This window comes from Stenotrophomonas maltophilia group sp. RY12688 (assembly GCF_052149045.1).
Lineage (GTDB): Bacteria > Pseudomonadota > Gammaproteobacteria > Xanthomonadales > Xanthomonadaceae > Stenotrophomonas > Stenotrophomonas sepilia.
Genome location: NZ_CP197389.1, coordinates 2765258 through 2784148, shown reverse-complemented (window position 1 = coordinate 2784148; position 18891 = coordinate 2765258). Strand labels below are relative to the sequence as shown.

Annotated in this window: 21 protein-coding genes; 9 read left to right on the top strand and 12 right to left on the bottom strand. The window is 66.0% G+C overall.

Annotation, left to right across the window (positions count from 1 at the left end):
• The first annotated feature begins 2 nt into the window (after positions 1-2).
• Both ACS0OT_RS13095 and cfa read left to right on the top strand, forming a co-directional pair.
• On the top strand, positions 3-884 hold the full coding sequence (locus tag ACS0OT_RS13095) for a DUF3298 and DUF4163 domain-containing protein (RefSeq protein ID WP_005417582.1): 882 nt from the start codon (positions 3-5) through the stop codon (positions 882-884).
• A 19-nt stretch (positions 885-903) separates the two neighbouring features.
• Positions 904-2019 (top strand): cyclopropane fatty acyl phospholipid synthase, encoded by a 1116-nt coding sequence (cfa, locus tag ACS0OT_RS13090; protein ID WP_065186064.1) that lies wholly within the window; start codon positions 904-906, stop codon positions 2017-2019.
• Positions 2020-2146: 127 nt separating this feature from the next.
• On the opposite strand, the gene ACS0OT_RS13085 is transcribed toward cfa, so the two are convergent.
• A complete protein-coding gene (locus ACS0OT_RS13085) occupies positions 2147-4315 on the bottom strand; it encodes a M3 family metallopeptidase (RefSeq protein ID WP_065186065.1) in 2169 nt (722 codons plus the stop codon).
• A 130-nt stretch (positions 4316-4445) separates the two neighbouring features.
• Between ACS0OT_RS13085 and ACS0OT_RS13080 the strand changes: the two genes are divergently transcribed.
• Positions 4446-4925, top strand: coding sequence for a glutathione peroxidase (locus ACS0OT_RS13080; RefSeq protein WP_065186066.1), 480 nt, complete (start codon positions 4446-4448; stop codon positions 4923-4925).
• A 76-nt stretch (positions 4926-5001) separates the two neighbouring features.
• Here ACS0OT_RS13080 and ACS0OT_RS13075 read toward each other — a convergent pair whose 3' ends face one another.
• The 4 genes from ACS0OT_RS13075 to ACS0OT_RS13060 all read right to left on the bottom strand — a co-directional run bounded on the left by ACS0OT_RS13075 (position 5002) and on the right by ACS0OT_RS13060 (position 9239).
• A complete protein-coding gene (locus ACS0OT_RS13075) occupies positions 5002-5781 on the bottom strand; it encodes a ferredoxin--NADP reductase (RefSeq protein ID WP_005417572.1) in 780 nt (259 codons plus the stop codon).
• Positions 5782-5861: 80 nt separating this feature from the next.
• A complete protein-coding gene (locus ACS0OT_RS13070; RefSeq protein ID WP_442255850.1) occupies positions 5862-7715 on the bottom strand; it encodes an ABC transporter ATP-binding protein in 1854 nt (617 codons plus the stop codon).
• 141 nt (positions 7716-7856) lie between these two features.
• Positions 7857-8306, bottom strand: coding sequence for a carboxymuconolactone decarboxylase family protein (locus ACS0OT_RS13065; RefSeq protein WP_442255849.1), 450 nt, complete (start codon positions 8304-8306; stop codon positions 7857-7859).
• A gap of 36 nt (positions 8307-8342) precedes the next feature.
• Positions 8343-9239 carry an RNA polymerase sigma-70 factor gene (locus ACS0OT_RS13060; protein WP_065178295.1) on the bottom strand — a complete coding sequence of 299 codons (897 nt, stop codon included), beginning with the start codon at positions 9237-9239 and terminating at the stop codon, positions 8343-8345.
• A gap of 147 nt (positions 9240-9386) precedes the next feature.
• Between ACS0OT_RS13060 and ACS0OT_RS13055 the strand changes: the two genes are divergently transcribed.
• The 3 genes from ACS0OT_RS13055 (at position 9387) to ACS0OT_RS13045 (ending at position 12059) form a co-directional block, all read left to right on the top strand.
• The gene (locus ACS0OT_RS13055; protein ID WP_005417564.1) at positions 9387-10904 is read left to right on the top strand and encodes a fumarate hydratase; all 1518 of its coding nucleotides are present in this window, start codon (positions 9387-9389) and stop codon (positions 10902-10904) included.
• Between the two features lie 122 nt (positions 10905-11026).
• On the top strand, positions 11027-11365 hold the full coding sequence (locus tag ACS0OT_RS13050; RefSeq protein WP_005417563.1) for a hypothetical protein: 339 nt from the start codon (positions 11027-11029) through the stop codon (positions 11363-11365).
• Positions 11366-11423: 58 nt separating this feature from the next.
• Positions 11424-12059, top strand: a complete 636-nt coding sequence (locus tag ACS0OT_RS13045) for a glutathione S-transferase family protein (RefSeq protein WP_005417555.1) — start codon at positions 11424-11426, stop codon at positions 12057-12059.
• A gap of 73 nt (positions 12060-12132) precedes the next feature.
• On the opposite strand, the gene arsC is transcribed toward ACS0OT_RS13045, so the two are convergent.
• From arsC to ACS0OT_RS13030, 3 genes are all read right to left on the bottom strand, one after another.
• Positions 12133-12474 carry an arsenate reductase (glutaredoxin) gene (arsC, locus tag ACS0OT_RS13040; protein ID WP_005417554.1) on the bottom strand — a complete coding sequence of 114 codons (342 nt, stop codon included), beginning with the start codon at positions 12472-12474 and terminating at the stop codon, positions 12133-12135.
• On the bottom strand, positions 12474-13628 hold the full coding sequence (locus ACS0OT_RS13035) for a phospholipase A (RefSeq protein WP_005417552.1): 1155 nt from the start codon (positions 13626-13628) through the stop codon (positions 12474-12476). Before ACS0OT_RS13035 ends, arsC begins: the two co-directional genes overlap by 1 nt.
• A gap of 118 nt (positions 13629-13746) precedes the next feature.
• Positions 13747-14232, bottom strand: coding sequence for a DUF456 domain-containing protein (locus ACS0OT_RS13030; protein ID WP_005417547.1), 486 nt, complete (start codon positions 14230-14232; stop codon positions 13747-13749).
• A 235-nt stretch (positions 14233-14467) separates the two neighbouring features.
• On the opposite strand from ACS0OT_RS13030, the gene ACS0OT_RS13025 reads away from it, so the two are divergent.
• Positions 14468-14677, top strand: a complete 210-nt coding sequence (locus ACS0OT_RS13025; RefSeq protein ID WP_005417546.1) for a cold-shock protein — start codon at positions 14468-14470, stop codon at positions 14675-14677.
• A 73-nt stretch (positions 14678-14750) separates the two neighbouring features.
• On the opposite strand, the gene ACS0OT_RS13020 is transcribed toward ACS0OT_RS13025, so the two are convergent.
• Positions 14751-15245, bottom strand: coding sequence for a glycine zipper 2TM domain-containing protein (locus ACS0OT_RS13020; protein ID WP_005417545.1), 495 nt, complete (start codon positions 15243-15245; stop codon positions 14751-14753).
• 136 nt (positions 15246-15381) lie between these two features.
• A complete protein-coding gene (locus ACS0OT_RS13015) occupies positions 15382-15816 on the bottom strand; it encodes a cytochrome c (RefSeq protein WP_005417544.1) in 435 nt (144 codons plus the stop codon).
• Positions 15817-15895: 79 nt separating this feature from the next.
• On the opposite strand from ACS0OT_RS13015, the gene ACS0OT_RS13010 reads away from it, so the two are divergent.
• Entirely contained in the window at positions 15896-16723 is an 828-nt protein-coding gene (locus ACS0OT_RS13010; protein WP_065186068.1) for a tRNA threonylcarbamoyladenosine dehydratase, read from the top strand.
• A 77-nt stretch (positions 16724-16800) separates the two neighbouring features.
• Here the strand turns inward: ACS0OT_RS13010 and ACS0OT_RS13005 are convergent, their stop codons facing one another.
• Both ACS0OT_RS13005 and ACS0OT_RS13000 read right to left on the bottom strand, forming a co-directional pair.
• Positions 16801-17574 carry a TatD family hydrolase gene (locus ACS0OT_RS13005; protein ID WP_138952032.1) on the bottom strand — a complete coding sequence of 258 codons (774 nt, stop codon included), beginning with the start codon at positions 17572-17574 and terminating at the stop codon, positions 16801-16803.
• The gene (locus ACS0OT_RS13000) at positions 17571-17786 is read right to left on the bottom strand and encodes a DUF6116 family protein (protein ID WP_005417541.1); all 216 of its coding nucleotides are present in this window, start codon (positions 17784-17786) and stop codon (positions 17571-17573) included. Before ACS0OT_RS13000 ends, ACS0OT_RS13005 begins: the two co-directional genes overlap by 4 nt.
• Before the next feature lie 163 nt (positions 17787-17949).
• Between ACS0OT_RS13000 and ACS0OT_RS12995 the strand changes: the two genes are divergently transcribed.
• Positions 17950-18792: a glycine zipper 2TM domain-containing protein gene (locus ACS0OT_RS12995; RefSeq protein ID WP_065178309.1), complete on the top strand. Its 843-nt coding sequence runs from the start codon at positions 17950-17952 to the stop codon at positions 18790-18792.
• The last annotated feature ends 99 nt before the right edge of the window (positions 18793-18891 follow it).

Sequence of the window (18891 nt, the reverse complement as noted above, 5' to 3'; positions counted from 1 at the left end):
TGATGTACAAACATGAACAGGGGATCCCGATGAAGATTGGAAACAACCGGCCACTGCACGGCAGCGTGCTGGCCGGCGTGGTGGGCGTGCTGTTGCTGGCCGGTTGCCAGCGTGAAAGCGAGCCGGCGCCGGTAACCGACGCGGCGCCCGCCGCCGAAGCCACCGCCGCCGGCGAGACGCCGGCCACGGAAGCGCCGCTGGACCTGCGCGACGTGATCGAAAACAACGAGCGCGAAGTGGTGGGCATCAGCTACCCGGCCGGTATCGACCGCTACCCCGGCCTGGCGCGCGCGCTGCAGAGTTATGCGACGAGTGCACGCAGTGACCTGCAGCAGGCTCTGGACGGGCTGGGCAATGACAAGCCGACCATGCCCTACGAGCTGTCGCTGAGCTTCGAGAAGCTGCTGGAAACCCCGCAGCTGGTGGTGGTCAGTGCCGATGGCAGCCGCTACACCGGTGGCGCCCATGGCGAACCGCTGGTGGCGCGCTTCGTATGGCTGCCGCAGCAGCAGCAGATGCTCAGTGCCGACAAGCTGGTGACCGATGCCAAGGGCTGGAAGGCAATCAGCGATTTCGTCTCCGACCAGCTGCGCGAACGCGTGGCCACGCGGCTCAGCGGCGAGGACATGGACCCGGCCCAACTGCAGGAATCGCTGCGCAACGCATCGCGCATGATCGCCGACGGGACTGGCCCGCAGGCCGACAATTTCAGCCAGTTCCAGCCACTGACCGACGACAAGGGGCAGATCACCGCGCTGCGCTTTGTTTTCCCTCCGTACCAGGTGGGTCCATACTCGGACGGCACCCAGACCGCCGATGTACCGGCGGCGGTGCTGTTGCCGCACGTGGCCAAGGACTACGTGGAGCTGTTCGCACGCGGTTGACCGCAGTCGAGGAGGTGACGTGGATACAGGGTTGCAGGAGCGGGTCGCCGGCCTGCTCCACGAAGCCGGGGTCCGCATCGGCGGTACCCAGCCACAGGACATCCAGGTGCATGACCCGCGCTTCTTCGCGCGGGTCATGGGCCAAGGCTCGCTCGGCCTGGGCGAGAGCTACATGGAAGGGTGGTGGGATGCGAACGTCCTGGATGAATTCCTCGCCCACCTGATGCAGGCGCACCTGGATGAACGGGTGCACGGCTGGCGCGAAGTGGCCGATGCGCTGAAGGCGCGCCTGTTCAACCTGCAGGCGGGGCAGGGCAGCTACGAGGTCGGGCGCCGTCATTACGACCTGGGCAACGATCTCTACCAGGCCATGCTGGGCCAGCGCCTGGTCTACAGCTGCGGCTATTGGCGCAACGCCGATGATCTCGACGCCGCACAGGAAGCCAAGCTCGACCTGGTCTGCCGAAAGCTGGGCCTGCGCCCGGGCCAGCGCGTGCTGGACATCGGCTGCGGTTGGGGCGAAGCGCTGAAGTTCGCCGCTGAGCGCTACGGTGTGAGTGGCGTCGGCGTGACGATTTCGCAGGAGCAGGCCGAGTTCGCGCGGAACCTGTGCGCGGGCCTGCCGATCGAGATCCGACTGCAGGACTATCGCGAGCTGGACGAACCGTTCGATGCGATTTTCTCGATCGGCATGTTCGAGCACGTCGGTGACAAGAACTACGCGGGCTTTTTCGAGGTGGCCAAGCGCTGCCTGTCGCAGCGCGGCCTGCTGCTGTTGCACACCATCGGCACCAACATCTCCCGGCATCGCACCGATCCGTGGATCGCGCGCTACATCTTTCCCAACTCGATGCTGCCGTCGGCGGCGCAGATCACCCGGGCGTTCGAAGGCCGTTTCGTGCTGGAAGACTGGCACAACTTCGGCACCGACTACGACCTGACCCTGCAGGCCTGGCGGCGCAACGTAGAGGCGGCGTGGCCACGGCTGGATGCGCGCTACGACGAGCACTTCCGCCGCATGTGGCGCTTCTACCTGGCCGGGTCGATGGCCACCTTCCGCTGCCGGCACGCGCAACTGTGGCAGCTGGTGCTGTCGCCGGAAGGCGTGCCGGGTGGGTACGTGGCGCCACGATGAAGCCAGCGCGGGGTCGGAGACCCCGGGGTCAGATCCCTTTTCACAGAAAAGGGCTCTGACCCCAACCACAACAAAAAAACCGCCCGGTCTCCCGGGCGGTTTTCGTTTCACGCTACCGCGCAGGTGATCAGTTGCCGGCGCCGGTCAGGCCACGCTTTTCCAGCAGCGGTTCGATCTGCGGCTCGTGGCCGGCGAAATCGCGGAACAGCTGCATCGCGTCGACGCTGCCGCCCTTGGACAGCAGGGTGGCACGGAAGTGGTCGCCGTTCTTGCGGCTCAGGCCGCCATTGTCCTTGAACCACTTCTGGGTGTTGGCATCGAGCACTTCCGACCAGATGTAGGCGTAGTAGCCGGCCGAATAGCCGCCCATGATGTGGCTGAAGTACGGGGTCTTGTAACGCGGCGGAACCGGAGCGTAGTAGATGCCGTCCTTCTCCAGCGCGGCGCGCTCGAAGGCCATCACGTCCTTGGCCGCCGGCACCTGGTCCGGGCCGATCTGGTGCCAGCGCTGATCCAGCATGGCCGCACCCAGGTACTCGGTGGTGGCGAAGCCCTGGTTGAACTTGGCCGCCGCCAGCACCTTGTCCAGCAGCGCCTGCGGCATCGCCGAACCGTTCTGGTAGTGCTTGGCGTAGTTCTTCAGGATGACCGGGTTGTCAGCCCACATCTCGTTGACCTGCGAGGGGAACTCGACGAAGTCACGCGGCACCGAGGTGCCCGAGAAATACGGGTACTTCACGTTGGAGAACATGCCGTGCAGGGCGTGGCCGAACTCGTGGAAGGTGGTGTTCACCTCGTCCCAGGTCAGCAGGGTCGGCTGGCCGGCCGGCGGCTTCGGAATGTTCAGGTGGTTGGCGACCACCGGCTTGAAGCCGGTCAGCTTGGACTGCGAGACGTAGGAGTTCATCCACGCACCACCGCGCTTGGAGGCGCGTGCATACGGGTCGAAGATGAAGATCGCCAGCTGGCTGCCGTCGGCGTCGAACACGTCGTAGACGGTGACGTCATCGTGGTAGACCGGCAGGTCGGTGCGCTGCTTGAAGGTCAGGCCGAATTCCTGGCCCGCGGCGTAGAACACGCCGTTCTCCAGCACGTTCTTCATTTCGAAGTACGGCTTCAGCTGCGACTCGTCGAAGTTGTACTTGGCCTGGCGCACCTTCTCGCTGTAGAAGGCCCAGTCCCACGGTTCCAGCTTGAACGTCGGCTTGCCGGCGGCCTTCTGTTCCTGGTCGATCATCGCCTGCAGGTCGGCGGCTTCACGCTTGGCGTTGGCCACCGCGGCCGGGGCCAGCTTGCCCAGCATTGCGTTGACCGCTTCGGGGGTCTTGGCGGTCTGGTTGGTCAGGTTGTAGGCGGCGAAGTTCGGGAAGCCCATCAGCTTGGCCTTGTCGGCACGCAGCTGCATGATGCGCGAGACCAGCGCGGTGTTGTCGAACTCACCGCCACGGCTGCCACGGCTGACCGACGCTTCGTAGATCTTCTGGCGCAGGGCGCGGTTGGCCAGGTTGGTCAGCGGCGGCTGGCCGGTGGTGTTGAGCAGGGTGATCACGTACTTGCCGTCCTGGCCGCGGGCCTTGGCGGCTTCGGCGGCGGCGGCGATCTGCTCCTTGGACAGGCCGTCCAGCGCCTTGACGTCGTCGACGGTGATTGCCGAAGCGTTCACTTCCGACTGCACGTTCTGGCTGAACTTGGTGCCGAGGTTGGCCAGCTCGGCGTTCATCTCCTTCAGCTTGGCCTTGTCGGCCTCGGACAGCTTGGCGCCTGCGCGCACGTAGTTGTCGTAGTACTTCTCGACCAGGCGCACGCCTTCGGCGTCCAGGCCCAGCTGGCTGCGGGTGTCATACAGCGCCTGGATGCGGGCGAACAGCTTGCCGTTCAGCGCGATCGCATCGCTGTGCGCGGCGAACTTCGCCGAGTAGTCGGCCTGCAGCTTCTTGCGGGTGTCGTTGGTATCGGCGCCGACCAGGCTGAAGAACACGGTGGTCGCGCGGTCGAGGATGTCACCGCTTTTTTCCAGGGCGATGATGGTGTTGTCGAAGGTCGGCTTGGCCTTGTTGTTGGCGATGGCCTCCACTTCCTTCAGCTGCTGCGCCATGCCGGCGTCGAAGGCCGGGGCGAAGTCGCTGTCCTTGATCCTGTCGAACTGCGGATAATGCAGGGGCAGCGGGCTTTCGGCGAAGAACGGATTGGCCTGCTGGGCATGGGTGCTGGCAGACGGGGTGACGGCGCTGGCCGAGAAGGCGGGCAGGGCAAGGCCGAGGGACATGGCCACGGCAAGGGCAAGGCGGGTGGTCAAGGCAGGGACTCCGGTAAGGCAAACAAGGGCCCGAGGGTAACCCGGCCGGCGGCGCCCGCACTTGTGTCAAAAGGCATGTTGCCGGCTCCGGGCGCGGGTACCATGCATTCACCACCCACGGCCCGCCATCATGACCAGCGCCTACGATTTCAGCTTCCGTGACCTCGACGGCCAGCCGCAGGCGCTGGCCCGTTATCAGGGCCACCCGTTGCTGCTGGTGAACGTCGCCAGCCGCTGTGGCTTCACCCCGCAGTACACCGGCTTGGAACAGTTGTGGCAGGACTACCGCGAGCGCGGCCTGGTGGTGATCGGCTTCCCGTGCAACCAGTTCGGTGCGCAGGAGCCGGGGGGCGCGGCGCAGATCCGCCAGTTCTGTTCGCTGGACTATCCGGTCAGCTTTCCGCTGTCGGAGAAGATCGAGGTCAACGGCGAGGGCGCTGATCCGTTGTGGGCCTGGATGACGCACGAAAAGCGTGGCCTGCTCGGCAGTGCCCGCATCAAGTGGAATTTCAGCAAGTTCCTGGTCGATCGCCAGGGGCAGGTGGTGTCGCGGCATGCGCCCACCACCAGGCCGGAGCAGTTGCGCAGCGCGATCGAAGCGCTGCTGTGAGGTAGTGCCGGCCGCTGGCCGGCAATCCCATGGTGCCAGGAAGCGCGGGCCAGCGGCCGGCACTGCCGTTGCAGCATCATTTCTCGACGAACGCGCGCTCGAACACGTAGTGGCCCGGTTGGCCGATGCGCGGCGAAACCTGGAAACCCCGGGCATCGAGCACGGTGCGAAGGTCGGCCAGCATCTGCGGGCTGCCGCAGATCATCGCGCGGTCGTTTTCCGGGCTCAGTTCCGGCAGGCCGAGGGTGCGCTGCATCTCGCCGCTCTCCATCAGCTGGGTCAGGCGGCCCTGGTTGGCGAACGGCTCGCGGGTGACGGCCGGGTAGTACAGCAGCTTGTCGCCGATCATCTCGCCGAGGAACTCGTGCTCACGCAGTTCCCTCTCGAAGTAATCGCGGTAGGCCAGGTCCTTTTCGTAGCGCACGCCGTGGCACAGGATCACCTTCTCGAAGCGCTCGTAGGTTTCCGGGTCCTTGATGACCGACAGCCACGGCGCCAGGCCGGTGCCGGTGCCCAGCAGGTACAGGTTCCTGCCGGGATGCAGGTCGCTGATCAGCAGGGTGCCGGTGGGCTTCTTGCCGACCAGTACCTTGTCGCCCGGCTTGATGTGCTGCAGGCGCGAGGTCAGCGGGCCGTCCTGCACCTTGATGCTGAAGAACTCCAGCTGTTCTTCCCAGTTGGCACTGGCAATGGAATAGGCGCGCAGCAGCGGTCGCGCCTCGGTTTCCAGGCCGATCATCACGAACTGGCCGTTCTCGAAGCGGAAGCCGCTGTCGCGGGTGGTGGTGAAGCTGAAGTAGGCATCGGTCCAGTGACGGACCTCAAGCACCGTTTCGGCGCCGAAAGCGGAGGACATGGGCGTATCTATCGAAAGTCGTCGGGGGTAATTCTATCTCAAATGAGACAAGTTCTCATTGGGCGGAACGAGAGGCGTTCTCAGCGGTAACCCGCCGCCTGCAGCTCGAACAGCTCGGCATAGCGGCCGCCCTGCGCCATCAGCTGCGCATGGGTGCCGCTGGCCTCGATCCGGCCATCGGCCAGCACCAGGATGCGGTCGGCCATGCGTACCGAGGAAAAGCGGTCGGAAATCAGTACTGCGGTGCGATTATCCGCCAGTTCCCTGAACCGCTGGAACACCTCGAACTCACTGCGGGCATCCAGCGCTGCCGTTGGCTCATCCAGGATCATCACCTGCGCATTGCGCATCCATGCGCGGGCAATGGCGATCTTCTGCCACTGGCCACCGGACAGGTCCACGCCCTGCTTGAAGCGGCGGCCGATCTGCTGGTCGTAGCCGCCGGGCAGGTCGTCGATGACTTCCTCGGCCATGCCGCGTCGCGCCGCGTCAGCGATGCGTGCCTGGTCGTCCATCGCCTCGACCTGGCCGACGCCGATGTTTTCGCCGGCGCTGAGGTTGTAGCGCACGAAGTCCTGGAAGATCACCCCGAGGTTGGCGCGCAGGTCATCCAGGTCGTAATCGCGCAGGTCGCGGCCATCGAGCAGGATGCGGCCTTCGTCCGGTTCGTACAGCCGCGCCAGCAGCTTCACCAGGGTGGTTTTGCCGGCGCCGTTCTCGCCGACCAGGGCCAGCACTTCGCCGGCGTGCAGCTGGAAATCCAGGTGACGCACCGCCCACTGTTCGGCATCGGGGTAGCGGAAGCCGACGTTCTCGAATACGAAGCCCTGGCGGATCGGTTGCGGCACGCGCACGGCCCCATCGCGCGAGTGGATTTCCGGCTGGATCTGGAAGAACGAGAACAGGTCATCCAGGTACAGCGCCTGGCTGGCCACCTGCGAAAAGCCGATCAGCAGGCCTTCCAGCAGCTGGCGCAGGCGCAGGAAGCTGCCGGCGAGGAAGGTCAGGTCGCCGATCGAGAAGTCCCCACGCACCGTGCGCCATGCGATGTAGGCGTAGGCGGTGTAATACCCCAGCGTGCCCAGCGCAGCCAGCAGCGTGCCCCAGAACGCGCGGCGCCGTGCCAGGGCGCGGTTGGCCTGGAACAATGCCACCGACAGGCGCCGGTAGCGCTCCACCAGGAAGCGGTGCAGGTTGTAGATCTTCACTTCCTTGGCCGTTTCCACGCTGGCGCCCAGCTGGCGCAGGTAGTCGAGCTGGCGGCGCTCGGGCGTCCACTGGAAGTTGAGGCTGTAGCCGGCCGCGTTGAAGTGCGATTCGCCGATGAAGGCCGGCACCAGTGCCAGCGCCAGCAGCAGGATCAGCCACGGCGCGTAGACCAGCAGGCCGACGGCGAGGCTGGCCACGGTGATCGCGTCCTGCACCTGGCCGAACAGCTGGCTCATCAGGTTCATCCGGCCCATGGTCTGGCGCCGCGCACGGTCCAGCTTGTCCTGCAGGTCCGGGTCTTCGAAATCCTCCAGGTCCAGCGTCGCGGCGTGTTCCATCAGGCGGATGCTGGTGGCGTTGGCGAACAGTTCGGAAAGCAGAGCGTCGGCGTAGCTGACCAGCCGGCCGAGCAGGTCCGAGGCGATGGCCAGGCCGAATTCCAGTGCCAGCAGGCCCAGCAGTGGATTGAGCAGGCCGCTGGACAGCGCCTCGCCCAGCGGCGGGAAGCCGGCATCGTGCTGGCTCAGGTGCAGGGCGCTGTCGATGATCAGCTTGCCGACGTAGAGCATCGCCACCGGCAGCAGCGCACGGATCAGGCGCAGCCCCAGGCTGGCCAGGGTCAGCGCCGGACTGGTCTTCCAGACCATGCGCAGGAAGGGGGGCAGATTGCGCATCGCCCTGAAGCGCTGGCGCAGGCTGGGTTTCTTCGCGGCGGCAGTAGGCATGCCGCCATTGTGCGCGCGCACGGCGTGCAGATGGGGTCATATGGGGTCAGATCCCTTTGCAGCGCAAAGGGCTCTGATCCCGCCACCGCGCCTCGGAGTCAGAGCCCTTCGCCATGCGAAGGGATCCGACCCCGCTCTCCGTTACGGCAGCGGTGGCAGCAGCCCCACACCCAGCCGGTTCCAGGCATTGATCACCGCGATGCCCATGCTCAGGTCGCTGATGCCCTTCGCATCGAAGTGCGGTTCCAGTGCATCGAACGCCGCTTGCGACGGCGCTCCGTCGGTCAAGCGGGTCAGCGCCTCGGCCCAGCTCAGTGCTGCGCGTTCGCGCGCATCGAAGAAGCGGCTTTCGTGCCAGGCGGGCAGGGTGTCCAGCTTGCGCGGCTCGATGCCACCCTTGCGCAGCGCGGTGCCGTGCATGTCCATGCAGTAGCCGCAGCCGTTGAGCTGCGACACGCGCAGGAACACCAGTTCCATCAGGGTCGGGTCGATCGAGCTGTCATGCACCGCCTGGCTGGTGGCCAGCAGGCCCTTGAAGGCCTCGGCGGCCAGGCGGGTGTAGGGGACGCGGGGGAAGGTGTGATCGGACATCGTGGGCTCCACGGCGGCCACGATGGCCGCCTTTCATCACAAGGACGCCGCAGCGTCGTGGTGCGTGACAACCTTCGGCAATTTTTCTGGATTCAGCACGCTGTACACGTTGGCGATGCGACCATCGACCACTTCGATGGTGGTGATCGAGTGCAGGCGGTCACCCTGGAAACGCAGGATCGCCGGTTCGCCGTTGACGTAGCCCAGCTGCGCCGGATGCGCCGCGCCGCGGCGGGCGATGGCCCAGAACAGGCGGCCGATGCGTTCGGCGCCCAGCAGGGGCCGTACCGCCGCAGTGACTACGCCACCGCCGTCGGAGACCAGTACCGCATTGGCGTGCAGCAGGGCCTGGATCGCTTCGCTGTCGCCGCGCTGCGAGGCATCCATGAAGCGCGCCAGCAACTGCCGGTGCTGGATGGCGTCGGCGTTGAAGCGCGGCCGTCCGGCCTGCAGGCGCTGCCGGGCACGGTGCACCAGCTGCCGGCAGTTGGCTTCGCTGTGGCCGATCAGGTCGGCGATCTCACGGTAGTCGTGGTCGAAGGCCTCCTTCAGCAGGAAGGCGGCGCGTTCTTCGGGGCCGAGCTGTTCGAGCAGGGTCAGGAAGGCGACCGAGACCTCGTCGGCCAGCGCATGCAGCTGGGCCGGGCCGGGCGCGGGGTCAGGCTCCAGGGTGACCGCCAGCGGTTCGGCCAGCCATGGGCCGACATAGTGGACACGCTCGCGCTTGGCCGCTCGCAGGCGGTCCAGGCCGAGCCGGGTGGTGGTGGTGACCAGCCAGGCCTCTGCATCGCGGACACTGGCAGGATCGGCGCCGGACCAGCGCAGCCAGGCGTCCTGCACCACGTCTTCGGCGTCGGCGCGGCTGCCGAGCAGGCGATAGGCCAGCGCCATCAGGCGCGGGCGGTGGGTCTGGAAAACGGTTTCGGCGTTCATGTGTGCAAGGACGCCGCAGTGGCGCGTGGCGTGACAGAGCGTCGGGGGGAATCTTGCCGGCCAGCGGCCGGCACTACCACCCCGGGGCCGGGGGAGGGGGTAAAATGGGCGGATTACCCCCGCCAGCCTCGAGCAAGCGAGCAAGCCGTGACATCGATCAAGCAGGAAGACCTCATCCAGTCCATCGCCGACGCGCTGCAGTACATCTCGTACTACCACCCGGTCGACTACATCAAGAACCTCGCCGCCGCGTACGAGCGCGAGGAGTCGCCGGCCGCGAAGGAAGCGATGGCCCAGATCCTGATCAATTCGCGGATGTGCGCCGAAGGCCACCGTCCGATCTGCCAGGACACCGGCATCGTCACCGTGTTCCTGGAAATCGGCATGGACGTGCGTTGGGATGACGCCACCATGGGCGTGGAAGACATGGCCAATGAAGGCGTTCGCCGCGCCTACATGCATCCGGACAACAAGCTGCGCGCCTCGGTGCTGGCTGATCCGGCCGGCAAGCGGATCAATACCAAGGACAACACCCCGGGTGTGGTCAACGTCAAGGTGGTGCCGGGCAACAAGGTCGACGTCATCGTTGCCGCCAAGGGCGGTGGTTCGGAAGCGAAGACCAAGTTCGCCATGCTCAACCCGTCCGACTCCATCGTCGACTGGGTGCTGAAGACCGTGCCGACCATGGGCGCCGGCTGGTGCCCGCCGGGCATGCTCGGCATCGGCATCGGTGGCACCGCCGAGAAGGCGATGCTGCTGGCCAAGGAGGCGCTGATGGAACCGATCGACATCACCGAGCTGCAGGCCCGTGGTGCCTCCAACCGCATCGAGGAGCTGCGCCTGGAGCTGTATGAGAAGGTCAATGCATTGGGCATCGGTGCGCAGGGCCTGGGCGGCCTGACCACTGTGCTGGACATCAAGATCAACGACTATCCGACCCATGCGGCCAACCTGCCGGTGGCGATGATCCCGAACTGCGCCGCCACCCGCCATGCGCACTTCACCCTGGATGGCAGTGGCCCGGTGATGCTGGACCCGCCGTCGCTGGAAGACTGGCCGAAACTGACCTATGACGCGTCCAAGGGCACCCGGGTGGACCTGGACACGATCACCCCAGAGGACGTGGCCAGCTGGAAGCCGGGCCAGACCCTGCTGCTCAACGGCAAGCTGCTGACCGGCCGCGATGCCGCGCACAAGCGCATGGTCGACATGCTCAACAAGGGCGAGGAACTGCCGGTCGACCTGAAGGGCCGCTTCATCTATTACGTCGGCCCGGTCGATCCGGTGCGCGACGAAGTGGTGGGCCCGGCCGGCCCGACCACGGCGACCCGCATGGACAAGTTCACCGAGCAGGTATTGGCACAGACCGGCCTGCTGGGCATGGTCGGCAAGGCCGAGCGCGGCCCGGCCGCCATCGAGGCGATCAGGAAGCACAAGTCGGCCTACCTGATGGCCGTTGGTGGTTCGGCCTACCTGGTGTCCAAGGCGATCAAGGCGGCCAAGGTCGTTGGCTTCGCCGACCTGGGCATGGAAGCGATCTACGAGTTCACCGTGCAGGACATGCCCGTGACCGTGGCGGTGGATTCCACCGGCGAATCGGTGCACAAGACCGGCCCGCGCGAATGGCAGGCCCGCATCGGCAAGATTCCGGTGGTTGTGGAGTAAGCCCTTCATCCCGGACCAGACAACGGCGCCCCTGTGGCGCCGTTGTTGTGTGGGCAAAAATATTGATGTTCCGGTAGCGGTTGTTCTGCTACGGTCGGAACACCCTCGCACAGGACGTGTCCATGGCCCTGCATCGGTTCATCGTGGTAGGCGTGCTGCTGGCCCTGGCCGGTTGCAGCACCCCGGCGTCGTACGAAGGCGCGGATTTCCCCGCATCGGCGCAATGCCGCGTGCAGTGCCAGGCCGGCTATCGCAGCTGCATGGCGCAGAATGACTCCCTCGGCAGCCGCCAGAGCAACTGCGAGCAGCAGGTGGTGCCGGCGCCGGACAAGCGCTGCAAGGACGTGGACAATCCGGACCTGCGCCGTGCCTGCGAACTGAAGACGCACGACTGCGCGATGCGCGCGCCGATGATGTCCTGTGGCGAGCGCCGGGATTCCTGCATGAGCAGCTGCGGCTGAGCCATGATCGCGCGCGTGGGCGCATAATCGGCTGATCCACCCGCACAGGATCTTCCGCATGAGCACCACGCTGTATGGTTCGACCAGTACCGCCGCGCTGGTCGTGCACTGGCTGCTGATCGAGCTCGGCATCGAGCATGAACTGGTGCTGCTGGATTTCGACGCGCGCGAGCACAAGTCGGCGCAGTACCTGGCGCTCAATCCGGCCGGTGTGGTGCCGACACTGTTGATCGATGGCCTGGTACTGACCGAAGCGGCGGCCATCGCCCTGTACCTGGCCGATCGCCACCCGGAGGCCGGCCTGCTCCCGGTACCGGGCACGCCGCAGCGTGGCGATGCCTACCGCTGGATGTTCTGGTGTGCCAATACGCTGCAGCCGGCCTATCGGGCCTGGTTCTATCCGCATGAAATGGCCGGCCAGGCGAACGTCGAGGCCAGCCGCGAGAGGGCGCGTCAGCGGCTCGAAGCGGCTTGGCAGCACGTTGCCGCTCACCTGCAGGCGCACGGCCCGTACCTGCTGGGCGCCACGCCCTGCGTGGTCGACTACATGCTGGTGATGCTGATGCGCTGGTCGCGCAACATGCCCAGGCCCAGTGACACCTGGCCGGTGCTCAAGGCGCATGCCACCTCGATGAAGGCGCGCCCGGCGTTCGCCGAGGTCTACCGCCGCGAAGGCATCACCGACTGGCGGTAACCAAAAAAGGGGACGGAGGGAATTAAGTCGTCTGTGCACAAACGACTTAATTCCCTCCGTCCCCTTTTCCGGGTTACAGGATCTCCAGCACTGTTTCCGGTGGGCGGCACAGCCGCGTGCCCTTGGTCGTGCGCACCACGGGGCGATTGATCAAGCGGGGATGTTCGCTCATCGCCGCCAGCAGCGTGGCGTCGTCGGCGCCGTCCAGGCCCAGTTCGGCGAACAGCGCCTCCTTGCTGCGTACCAGTTCCTGTGCGTGCAGCCGGGATTCGGCCAGTACCTGGCGCAGCGTGGCTGCGTCCGGCGGGTTGCCCAGGTAGTCGATCACCACCGGCTCGAAGCCCGCATCGCGGATCAGTTTCAGTGCGCCGCGCGAGTTGCTGCAGGCCGGGTTGTGCCAGATCGTCACGTCCATCAGAACCACTCCAGCAGAGACACGCCCACACCCACGTAGGTGGCCTTGTGGTTGTAGTCGATCAGGCTTTCGCCGTAGCCGTCGAAGACCTGCACATGGCCACGCAGCAGGTTGCTGATCGGGAAGCCGTAGTCCAGCTGCAGCGCACCGTGCGAACGGCTTCCGGTGCGCAGTGAATGGCGCGCCATCAGCGAGACCTCATGCCCATTGCGGTTCCAGGTCAGGGTGGCGTCGCCGCGGCCCATGTAATCCTCGATGTCCGGATTGTTGTCTTCGCTGCGGCTTTCCGGAATGCGGTACCAGGGACGCAGCACCAGCGCCCAGTTCTCGCGGTCCAGGCCGATGTTGAGCATGACCCGGTTCCAGCTGCGTGACAGCGGGTCGGCGCGGCCATTGGACTGGTGGTTCAGCGCGATGCCGGTCATGCGCCCGCGCCAGCCACCGATCGAGTAGCCGTTGCGGAACACCATCATCACTTCCGGCTCGTAATTGGTTTCGCGGAACGGGCGCGAATCCTCGCTGTTGTAGGCCTGCCAGCGCGAACTCTGGGTGTAGCCGGCCCAGATGTCGCCGTTGTCGCCGAACAGGTTCTCGACGATCTTGGTCTTGAAGCTGATCTGGAACTTCAGCTCGGCACTGTCGAGTACCTGCGGGGTGGTTACGCTGTTGGCCGGGTTCGGCGAGTGCGGCATGGTGTTGCGATCGCTGGTCCAGAAGGCGGGCAGCAGGTACACCGGCTTGTAGGCGCGCAGTTGGAACGGCCCCAGCTTGGAGTCCTCGGCCAGTTCCCAGCGGCTGTCCAGCAGCGAACCGCGGCCGGCGTTGGCCAGCGCGCTGTCCGGCGTCGCCGGGCGGAACAGGTCGCTCACCCGCTCGCGCAGCTTTTCCTCGCCCTGGCTCACGCGCGCGGTCTGCCGTTCTTCGCGGCGGGCCTGTGCAGCCGCTTCGGCGGCAGCATCAGCGGCGGCGGTAGCCTCCGGGGTATGCCCGAACAGGCGGTCATAGCAGGCCAGCCGGGCCGCGTCGGTGGTAATTGCCGCGCAGGCGGCCGGTGAGGTATCGGCGGTAGGCGCGAACTCCTGCGCAGCCAGCGGTGCACTGGCCAGGGCAAGCGCCAGCGGCGCCAGACGGGGAGACAGCGTGGGGAGGGTCATTGCAGCAGGCCCTTCGATGAATTCGGGAATCACACAGTGTGGCGGCTGTGCCGGATCGCGGCCAGCCCCACGGTTTATGCACGGTCACAGCGTGCGCGTGGCGTGAAGGCCCGGTGGCTCAGAAGAACCAGGCGAACGCGAACAGGCCCAGCATCGCGATCACAACCGCCAGTTTCAGTGCCAGGCCAAGCAGGATGCCGAGCCAGGTGGCCAGACCGACCCTGGTCGAGCGGCCGAGTTCGCGGGTGTGCCAGTACTCGCCGAGCAGGGCACCGACCAGCGGTCCGGCGAACAGGCCGATGGGCATGAAGAACAGGCCGACGATGCTGCCGACGAAGGTTCCCCACAGCGCCTTGCGGCTGGCACCGACACGCTGCGCGCCGACCACCGTGGCCAGCACGTCCACCAGCAGCGAAAGCAGGGTCAGTACCCCAAGCGCGACCAGGGTAGGCCAGCCGACGTGGGCAAAGCCGTCGGCCCAGGCGGCCAGCAGCAGTCCGATGAACACCAGCGGGATGCCCGGGAGGGCCGGCAGGATGATGCCGGCGATGCCTATCAGGACAAAAATGACCGCTAGCAGATACAAGATGAATGAGAGTCCCATGCTGTCCCGTATGGAGTCCGTTTTGGGGTTGACAGTGAAAGATTTTGCCAGTTGCTTTTTCGTTTTGGCCGGGTTAAGTTGCAGTCGCTGAGCTTGGCAAGGTCACCGTGGATCGTGGCCTGATGAAGCAAGATCTTCCCGATCCGCTGCATCGATGCACCTCGCTTCCCCCTTGCTTGTCAGCCGCCCACCAGGCGTTTCCAACAACAAGAGAGAGTCAAAGGGAGTTAGTGAGATGGCTGATCGCGAGACCGGTACGGTAAAGTGGTTCAATGATGCGAAGGGCTTCGGCTTCATCAGCCGGCAGAATGGCGAGGACGTGTTCGTGCACTTCCGCGCCATCGAGACCCAGGGCTTCAAGAGCCTCAAGGAAGGCCAGAGTGTGAGCTTTGAAGTCGTGCAGGGCCAGAAGGGCCTGCAGGCTGACAAGGTCCAGCCGATGTAACACCTGCCGTCCGTCGGCATGAAAAAAGGCCCGCGCAAGCGGGCCTTTTTCTTTGCCTTTGGCCCGCTGCAGGTCAGCGCAGGATGACCTTGCCGTTGACCACGCGCACATAGGTGTTCTCACGGATGCCACCCAGGTCACGCTGGTTGACCACGATGGTGCGGCCATCATCCATGCGCACGCTGATGTCGTAGGTATCGCTGGTCACATTCTTCTGGATCTGGTTGCCGGCCAGGGCGCCACCGACCGCGCCTGCAGCGGCGGCAATGTTCTTGTTGCCACGGCTGCCACCGGTGTGGTCGGAGATTTCATGGCCGGCCACGGCGCCAACGATGCCGCCGAGGATCGCACCGGTCGCGCTGGGCGCGGTGCGGCCCGAGGGCACGGTGTTGATGCGGGTGACGATGCCACAGTCCGCGCAGCGGCCCTGGTTGTAGCCGCCGTTGTTGCCGTAGCCGCCGTTGTTGTAGCCGTTGTTGTAACCACCGCCACTGTAACCGGGCGAGGTGGCACAACCGGCCAGCGCGAGGGTAGCGATGGCGCTGGCGGCGATGAGCTGGATCTTCATGGGGCGTCTCCTGGCCGTGAAGGCGGGTATGTTGGGTGGTACTGCGTCATGCAGCAGGGTGGACGAATCCTCTCCCTTCGAACGTGAACAACGCGCCAACCACGCACCCGATGCCCGGCTGCAGGATGAACGCGCCTCAGCGGAAATCCTGGTGGCAGGCCCGGCAATCGGCCTGCAGCGTTTCCACGAGCTGGGCCAAGGCCCTGCAGTCGCCTGGCGGTGCAGCCAGCGCCGTGTTGAGGTTGCCGCGAAGTCGGCTGGCGTGCTGCTGGAACTGCGTGCTGTCCTTCAGCCCGGGAAACGCCAGGTCCAGGTCATTGGACAACAGGCGTAGCGCCTGCAGCCGCGGCACGCTGTCGGCCAGGCTGCAGCGGTTCTGCTGCTGGGCCCGCTGCAGCAGCTGCGACTGCCGCTGCATCACCTGCATCAGGCTGTCCGGGAACGGGTCGCGACGCGCCTGCAGGGCGCGGCCTACCATCACCGTGGCGACCAGGCCGATCAGCAGGCCCAGGCACAGTACGAACAGGTAGCGATGGGCAGGGGACAGGCGGCGGGGCGGGCTGGCGTTCATGCGGGCTCTCCGGGCGTGCAACGGTGGGTTCGACGCCGGCGTGCTTTGGGCGCTGGCACCTGCACGTTAAAATAGCCCGATGAACGAACAGGTCAAACAACGCTTTGCCGGCATCGAACGGCTGTATGGCGTGGGTGCGCTCGAGCGCCTGCAGGGCAGCCGCGTGGCGGTGGTCGGCATGGGCGGCGTCGGCTCGTGGGTGGTGGAGGCGCTGGCCCGTTCGGCGGTCGGTCATCTGACCCTGATCGATGCCGACGACATCTGCGTGTCCAACACCAACCGGCAGCTGCCGGCGATGGAAGGCAATTACGGGCGCAACAAGGCCGAGGCGATGGCCGAGCGCTGCCGTGCGATCAATCCGGGGATCGACGTCGATGCCGTGCAGGCATTCCTGACGATGTCCAACATGGCTGAGCTGCTGGACCGCGGGTTCGATCTGGTGATCGATGCCTGCGACAGCTTCCGGGTCAAGGTCGAGACGATCGCCTGGTGCCGCCGCCGCAAGCTGCCGCTGCTGACCATCGGCGCTGCCGGTGGCCGCACCGACCCGACCCTGGTACGTATCCGCGATGTCTCGCGCACCGAGCATGACGCCATGCTGGCGCTGATCCGCAAGAAGCTGCGCAGCGAGTTCAACTTCCCGAAGAACGCCAAGCGCTATTTCGGCGTGCCGGCGGTGTATTCGCTGGAGAATGTGAAGTACCCGCAGGCCGATGGCAGCGTCTGCGGCATTCGTCCGAACCTGGGTGCCGATGCGGCGTTGAAGCTGGACTGCGGCGCCGGTCTGGGCGCGGCGACCCACATCACCGGCGCGTTCGCCTTTGCGGCGGTGGGCAAGGCGCTTGAGATGCTGCTGGAGCCGAAGAAGGCGAAAACCGAGGTGGCCGAGGCTTACGCCGACGCGTGACGGTGGTGCCGGCCGCTGGCCGGCATCGGGTTCGTCGCCGTCGTTACAGCGTGCCGGCCAAGGTCGGGCCCCCGCCGTCACATTGCCGGCAGCGCGAACAGCCGCCGTGCATTCTCTGTCGTGGCCTGTGCCAGGGCCTCCAGCTCCATTCCGCGCAGCGCGGCCACGTGCCGGGCAATGGTTGCCAGCCGTGCCGGTTCGTTGCGCTGGCCGCGGACCCCTGCGTCGGGCTGGTCGGGCGCGTCGGTTTCCAGCAGCAGCTGCTCCAGCGGCATCCCGCGTACCAGCCGTTGCAGGCGCTGCGCCCGCTCGTAGGTCAGCGGACCGCCAAGGCCCAGCAGGAAGCCGTGCCTGTGCAGTTGCGCGGCCTGTTCGGGGCTGCCGGAAAAACTGTGCACCACGCCGCGCAGGCCGCCGACGCGACGGATCGCGGCGATCACCGCATCCACCGCGCGTCGCGCGTGCACGATCACCGGCAGATCGAATTCTCGGGCCAGTTCCAGCTGGCCGATGAAATACGCCTGTTGAGCCTCGGCATCCAGTCCTTCGACGAAGAAGTCGAGGCCGCATTCGCCGATCGCGCAGGGGCGTTCGCGCTCGATCCACTCGCGCAGCAGTGGCAGGTGCCCAGGCTGGTGATCGGCCAGGAACATCGGGTGCAGGCCGAAGGCCGGGTACAGCCCGGGCGCCTGCTGGCAGACCTCGCGCAGTTTCGGCCAGCTGGCAGCGGTGACCGCTGGCACCACCTGTTGGCGCACACCCACGGCCTGCGCCCGCTCGATCACCGCGGCACGGTCAGGGTCGAACGCGCTCGCGTCGAGATGACAGTGGCTGTCGACCAGCACGCTCAACGCTGTTCCAGCGGCGGTGGCGTGGTGGCGTTGCGGCTCTTCCAGTTCGCCAGCAGCAGCGTGCCGAAGCCCAGCACCAGCTCATCGATGAACGGGATCGGGTCCGGGATGAACAGCGTCAGCACGAACAGGCCGGCGGTGAGCTTGAACAGGGTGGGGTAGCGCAGCCGGCGCGCCCATTGCAGTACTGGCAGCAGCATCGGGTTGGCCATGGCGGGGATCCTCGTGGGGAATATGCAAACGCTACCACGGGCCCTGCATTTCCCGATGCTGAATGGGTTACAGCAATGAGCAGGAAATGTGGAGATTCCGTTCAGGCAGCGCGTGCTGCAATCTGTCCCGAGAACGTTGCGGATGGTCCGCAAGGAGCAGGTCATGAAAAGCACAACTACAACTGTCCTGGTCGCAGCGGGCGCGCTGCTGGTTGGTGGCATCGCCACTGCCGCCTTCATGAAGAGTGGCGACCGCTCGCCCGACTCCATCAGCGCCGCAACCCCCAATGGCGAGTCGCGCCTGGTCGATGGCAACGCCACCGACGATGGCGTACGTGGTGACAAGCTTGACCCGTCCGCGCCGCGCGGGCTGGAATATGCCGATGTGCTGAAGGTCGACCCGATCACCGAGAAGCAGAAGGCCTATGCCACCGTGATCGGCACCGATCCGGTGCGCGAGACCTCCACCACCCAGACTCCGCACGAGGTCTGCCAGGACGTGACGGTGCAGGAACGCCTGCCGGAGCGTGATGGCAACGTCGGCGGTACCGTGGTCGGCGCGGTGGTGGGTGGCCTGCTCGGCAACCAGGTCGGTGGCGGCAACGGCAAGAAGGCCGCGACCGCAGCCGGTGCGGTGGCCGGTGGCTTCATCGGCAACCAGATCGACAAGCGCCATGTGGGCGGCCGCGTGGTCAATCGTACCGAGCGCCAGTGCCACACCGAAACCGCAACGTCCGAGTCGAGCCGCGTCACCGGTTACAACGTGACCTATCGCAACGAAGACGGCACCACCGGCACCATGCGCATGGCCAGCAAGCCGGGCAGCCGCATCGCCATGGGTACCAATGATGTGGTGAAGGGCTACAACGTGACCTATCGCTATGATGGCGCCGAGAAGACCGTGCGCATGGACAACAAGCCGGCCAGCGATCGCCTGCCGGTGGTCGATGGCCAGCTGGTCACGCAGACCGCTGCTGCCGGCGCCACTGCGGCCACGCGCCAGTAATCCAGAACACCCTGCTGCACCCGACGGGCCGGCTCATGCCGGCCCGTTTCGTTGTGCGCACGGGCATTGATCCGTGGGGAAAGGGAATCGACCATGATG

What these genes read in the sequence shown, in the direction of transcription:
- ACS0OT_RS13015 (WP_005417544.1), bottom strand. Translation starts at nt 15,816, where the DNA reads ATGAACGCCAGCCCGCCCCGCCGCCTGTCCCCTGCCCATCGCTACCTG.
- ACS0OT_RS13095 (WP_005417582.1), top strand. Translation starts at nt 3, where the DNA reads ATGTACAAACATGAACAGGGGATCCCGATGAAGATTGGAAACAACCGG.
- ACS0OT_RS13025 (WP_005417546.1), top strand. Translation starts at nt 14,468, where the DNA reads ATGGCTGATCGCGAGACCGGTACGGTAAAGTGGTTCAATGATGCGAAG.
- ACS0OT_RS13010 (WP_065186068.1), top strand. Translation starts at nt 15,896, where the DNA reads ATGAACGAACAGGTCAAACAACGCTTTGCCGGCATCGAACGGCTGTAT.
- ACS0OT_RS13045 (WP_005417555.1), top strand. Translation starts at nt 11,424, where the DNA reads ATGAGCACCACGCTGTATGGTTCGACCAGTACCGCCGCGCTGGTCGTG.
- ACS0OT_RS13080 (WP_065186066.1), top strand. Translation starts at nt 4,446, where the DNA reads ATGACCAGCGCCTACGATTTCAGCTTCCGTGACCTCGACGGCCAGCCG.
- ACS0OT_RS13000 (WP_005417541.1), bottom strand. Translation starts at nt 17,786, where the DNA reads ATGGCCAACCCGATGCTGCTGCCAGTACTGCAATGGGCGCGCCGGCTG.
- arsC (WP_005417554.1), bottom strand. Translation starts at nt 12,474, where the DNA reads ATGGACGTGACGATCTGGCACAACCCGGCCTGCAGCAACTCGCGCGGC.
- ACS0OT_RS13020 (WP_005417545.1), bottom strand. Translation starts at nt 15,245, where the DNA reads ATGAAGATCCAGCTCATCGCCGCCAGCGCCATCGCTACCCTCGCGCTG.
- ACS0OT_RS13060 (WP_065178295.1), bottom strand. Translation starts at nt 9,239, where the DNA reads ATGAACGCCGAAACCGTTTTCCAGACCCACCGCCCGCGCCTGATGGCG.
- ACS0OT_RS12995 (WP_065178309.1), top strand. Translation starts at nt 17,950, where the DNA reads ATGAAAAGCACAACTACAACTGTCCTGGTCGCAGCGGGCGCGCTGCTG.
- ACS0OT_RS13065 (WP_442255849.1), bottom strand. Translation starts at nt 8,306, where the DNA reads ATGTCCGATCACACCTTCCCCCGCGTCCCCTACACCCGCCTGGCCGCC.
- ACS0OT_RS13050 (WP_005417563.1), top strand. Translation starts at nt 11,027, where the DNA reads ATGGCCCTGCATCGGTTCATCGTGGTAGGCGTGCTGCTGGCCCTGGCC.
- ACS0OT_RS13035 (WP_005417552.1), bottom strand. Translation starts at nt 13,628, where the DNA reads ATGACCCTCCCCACGCTGTCTCCCCGTCTGGCGCCGCTGGCGCTTGCC.
- ACS0OT_RS13075 (WP_005417572.1), bottom strand. Translation starts at nt 5,781, where the DNA reads ATGTCCTCCGCTTTCGGCGCCGAAACGGTGCTTGAGGTCCGTCACTGG.
- ACS0OT_RS13030 (WP_005417547.1), bottom strand. Translation starts at nt 14,232, where the DNA reads ATGGGACTCTCATTCATCTTGTATCTGCTAGCGGTCATTTTTGTCCTG.
- ACS0OT_RS13070 (WP_442255850.1), bottom strand. Translation starts at nt 7,715, where the DNA reads ATGCCTACTGCCGCCGCGAAGAAACCCAGCCTGCGCCAGCGCTTCAGG.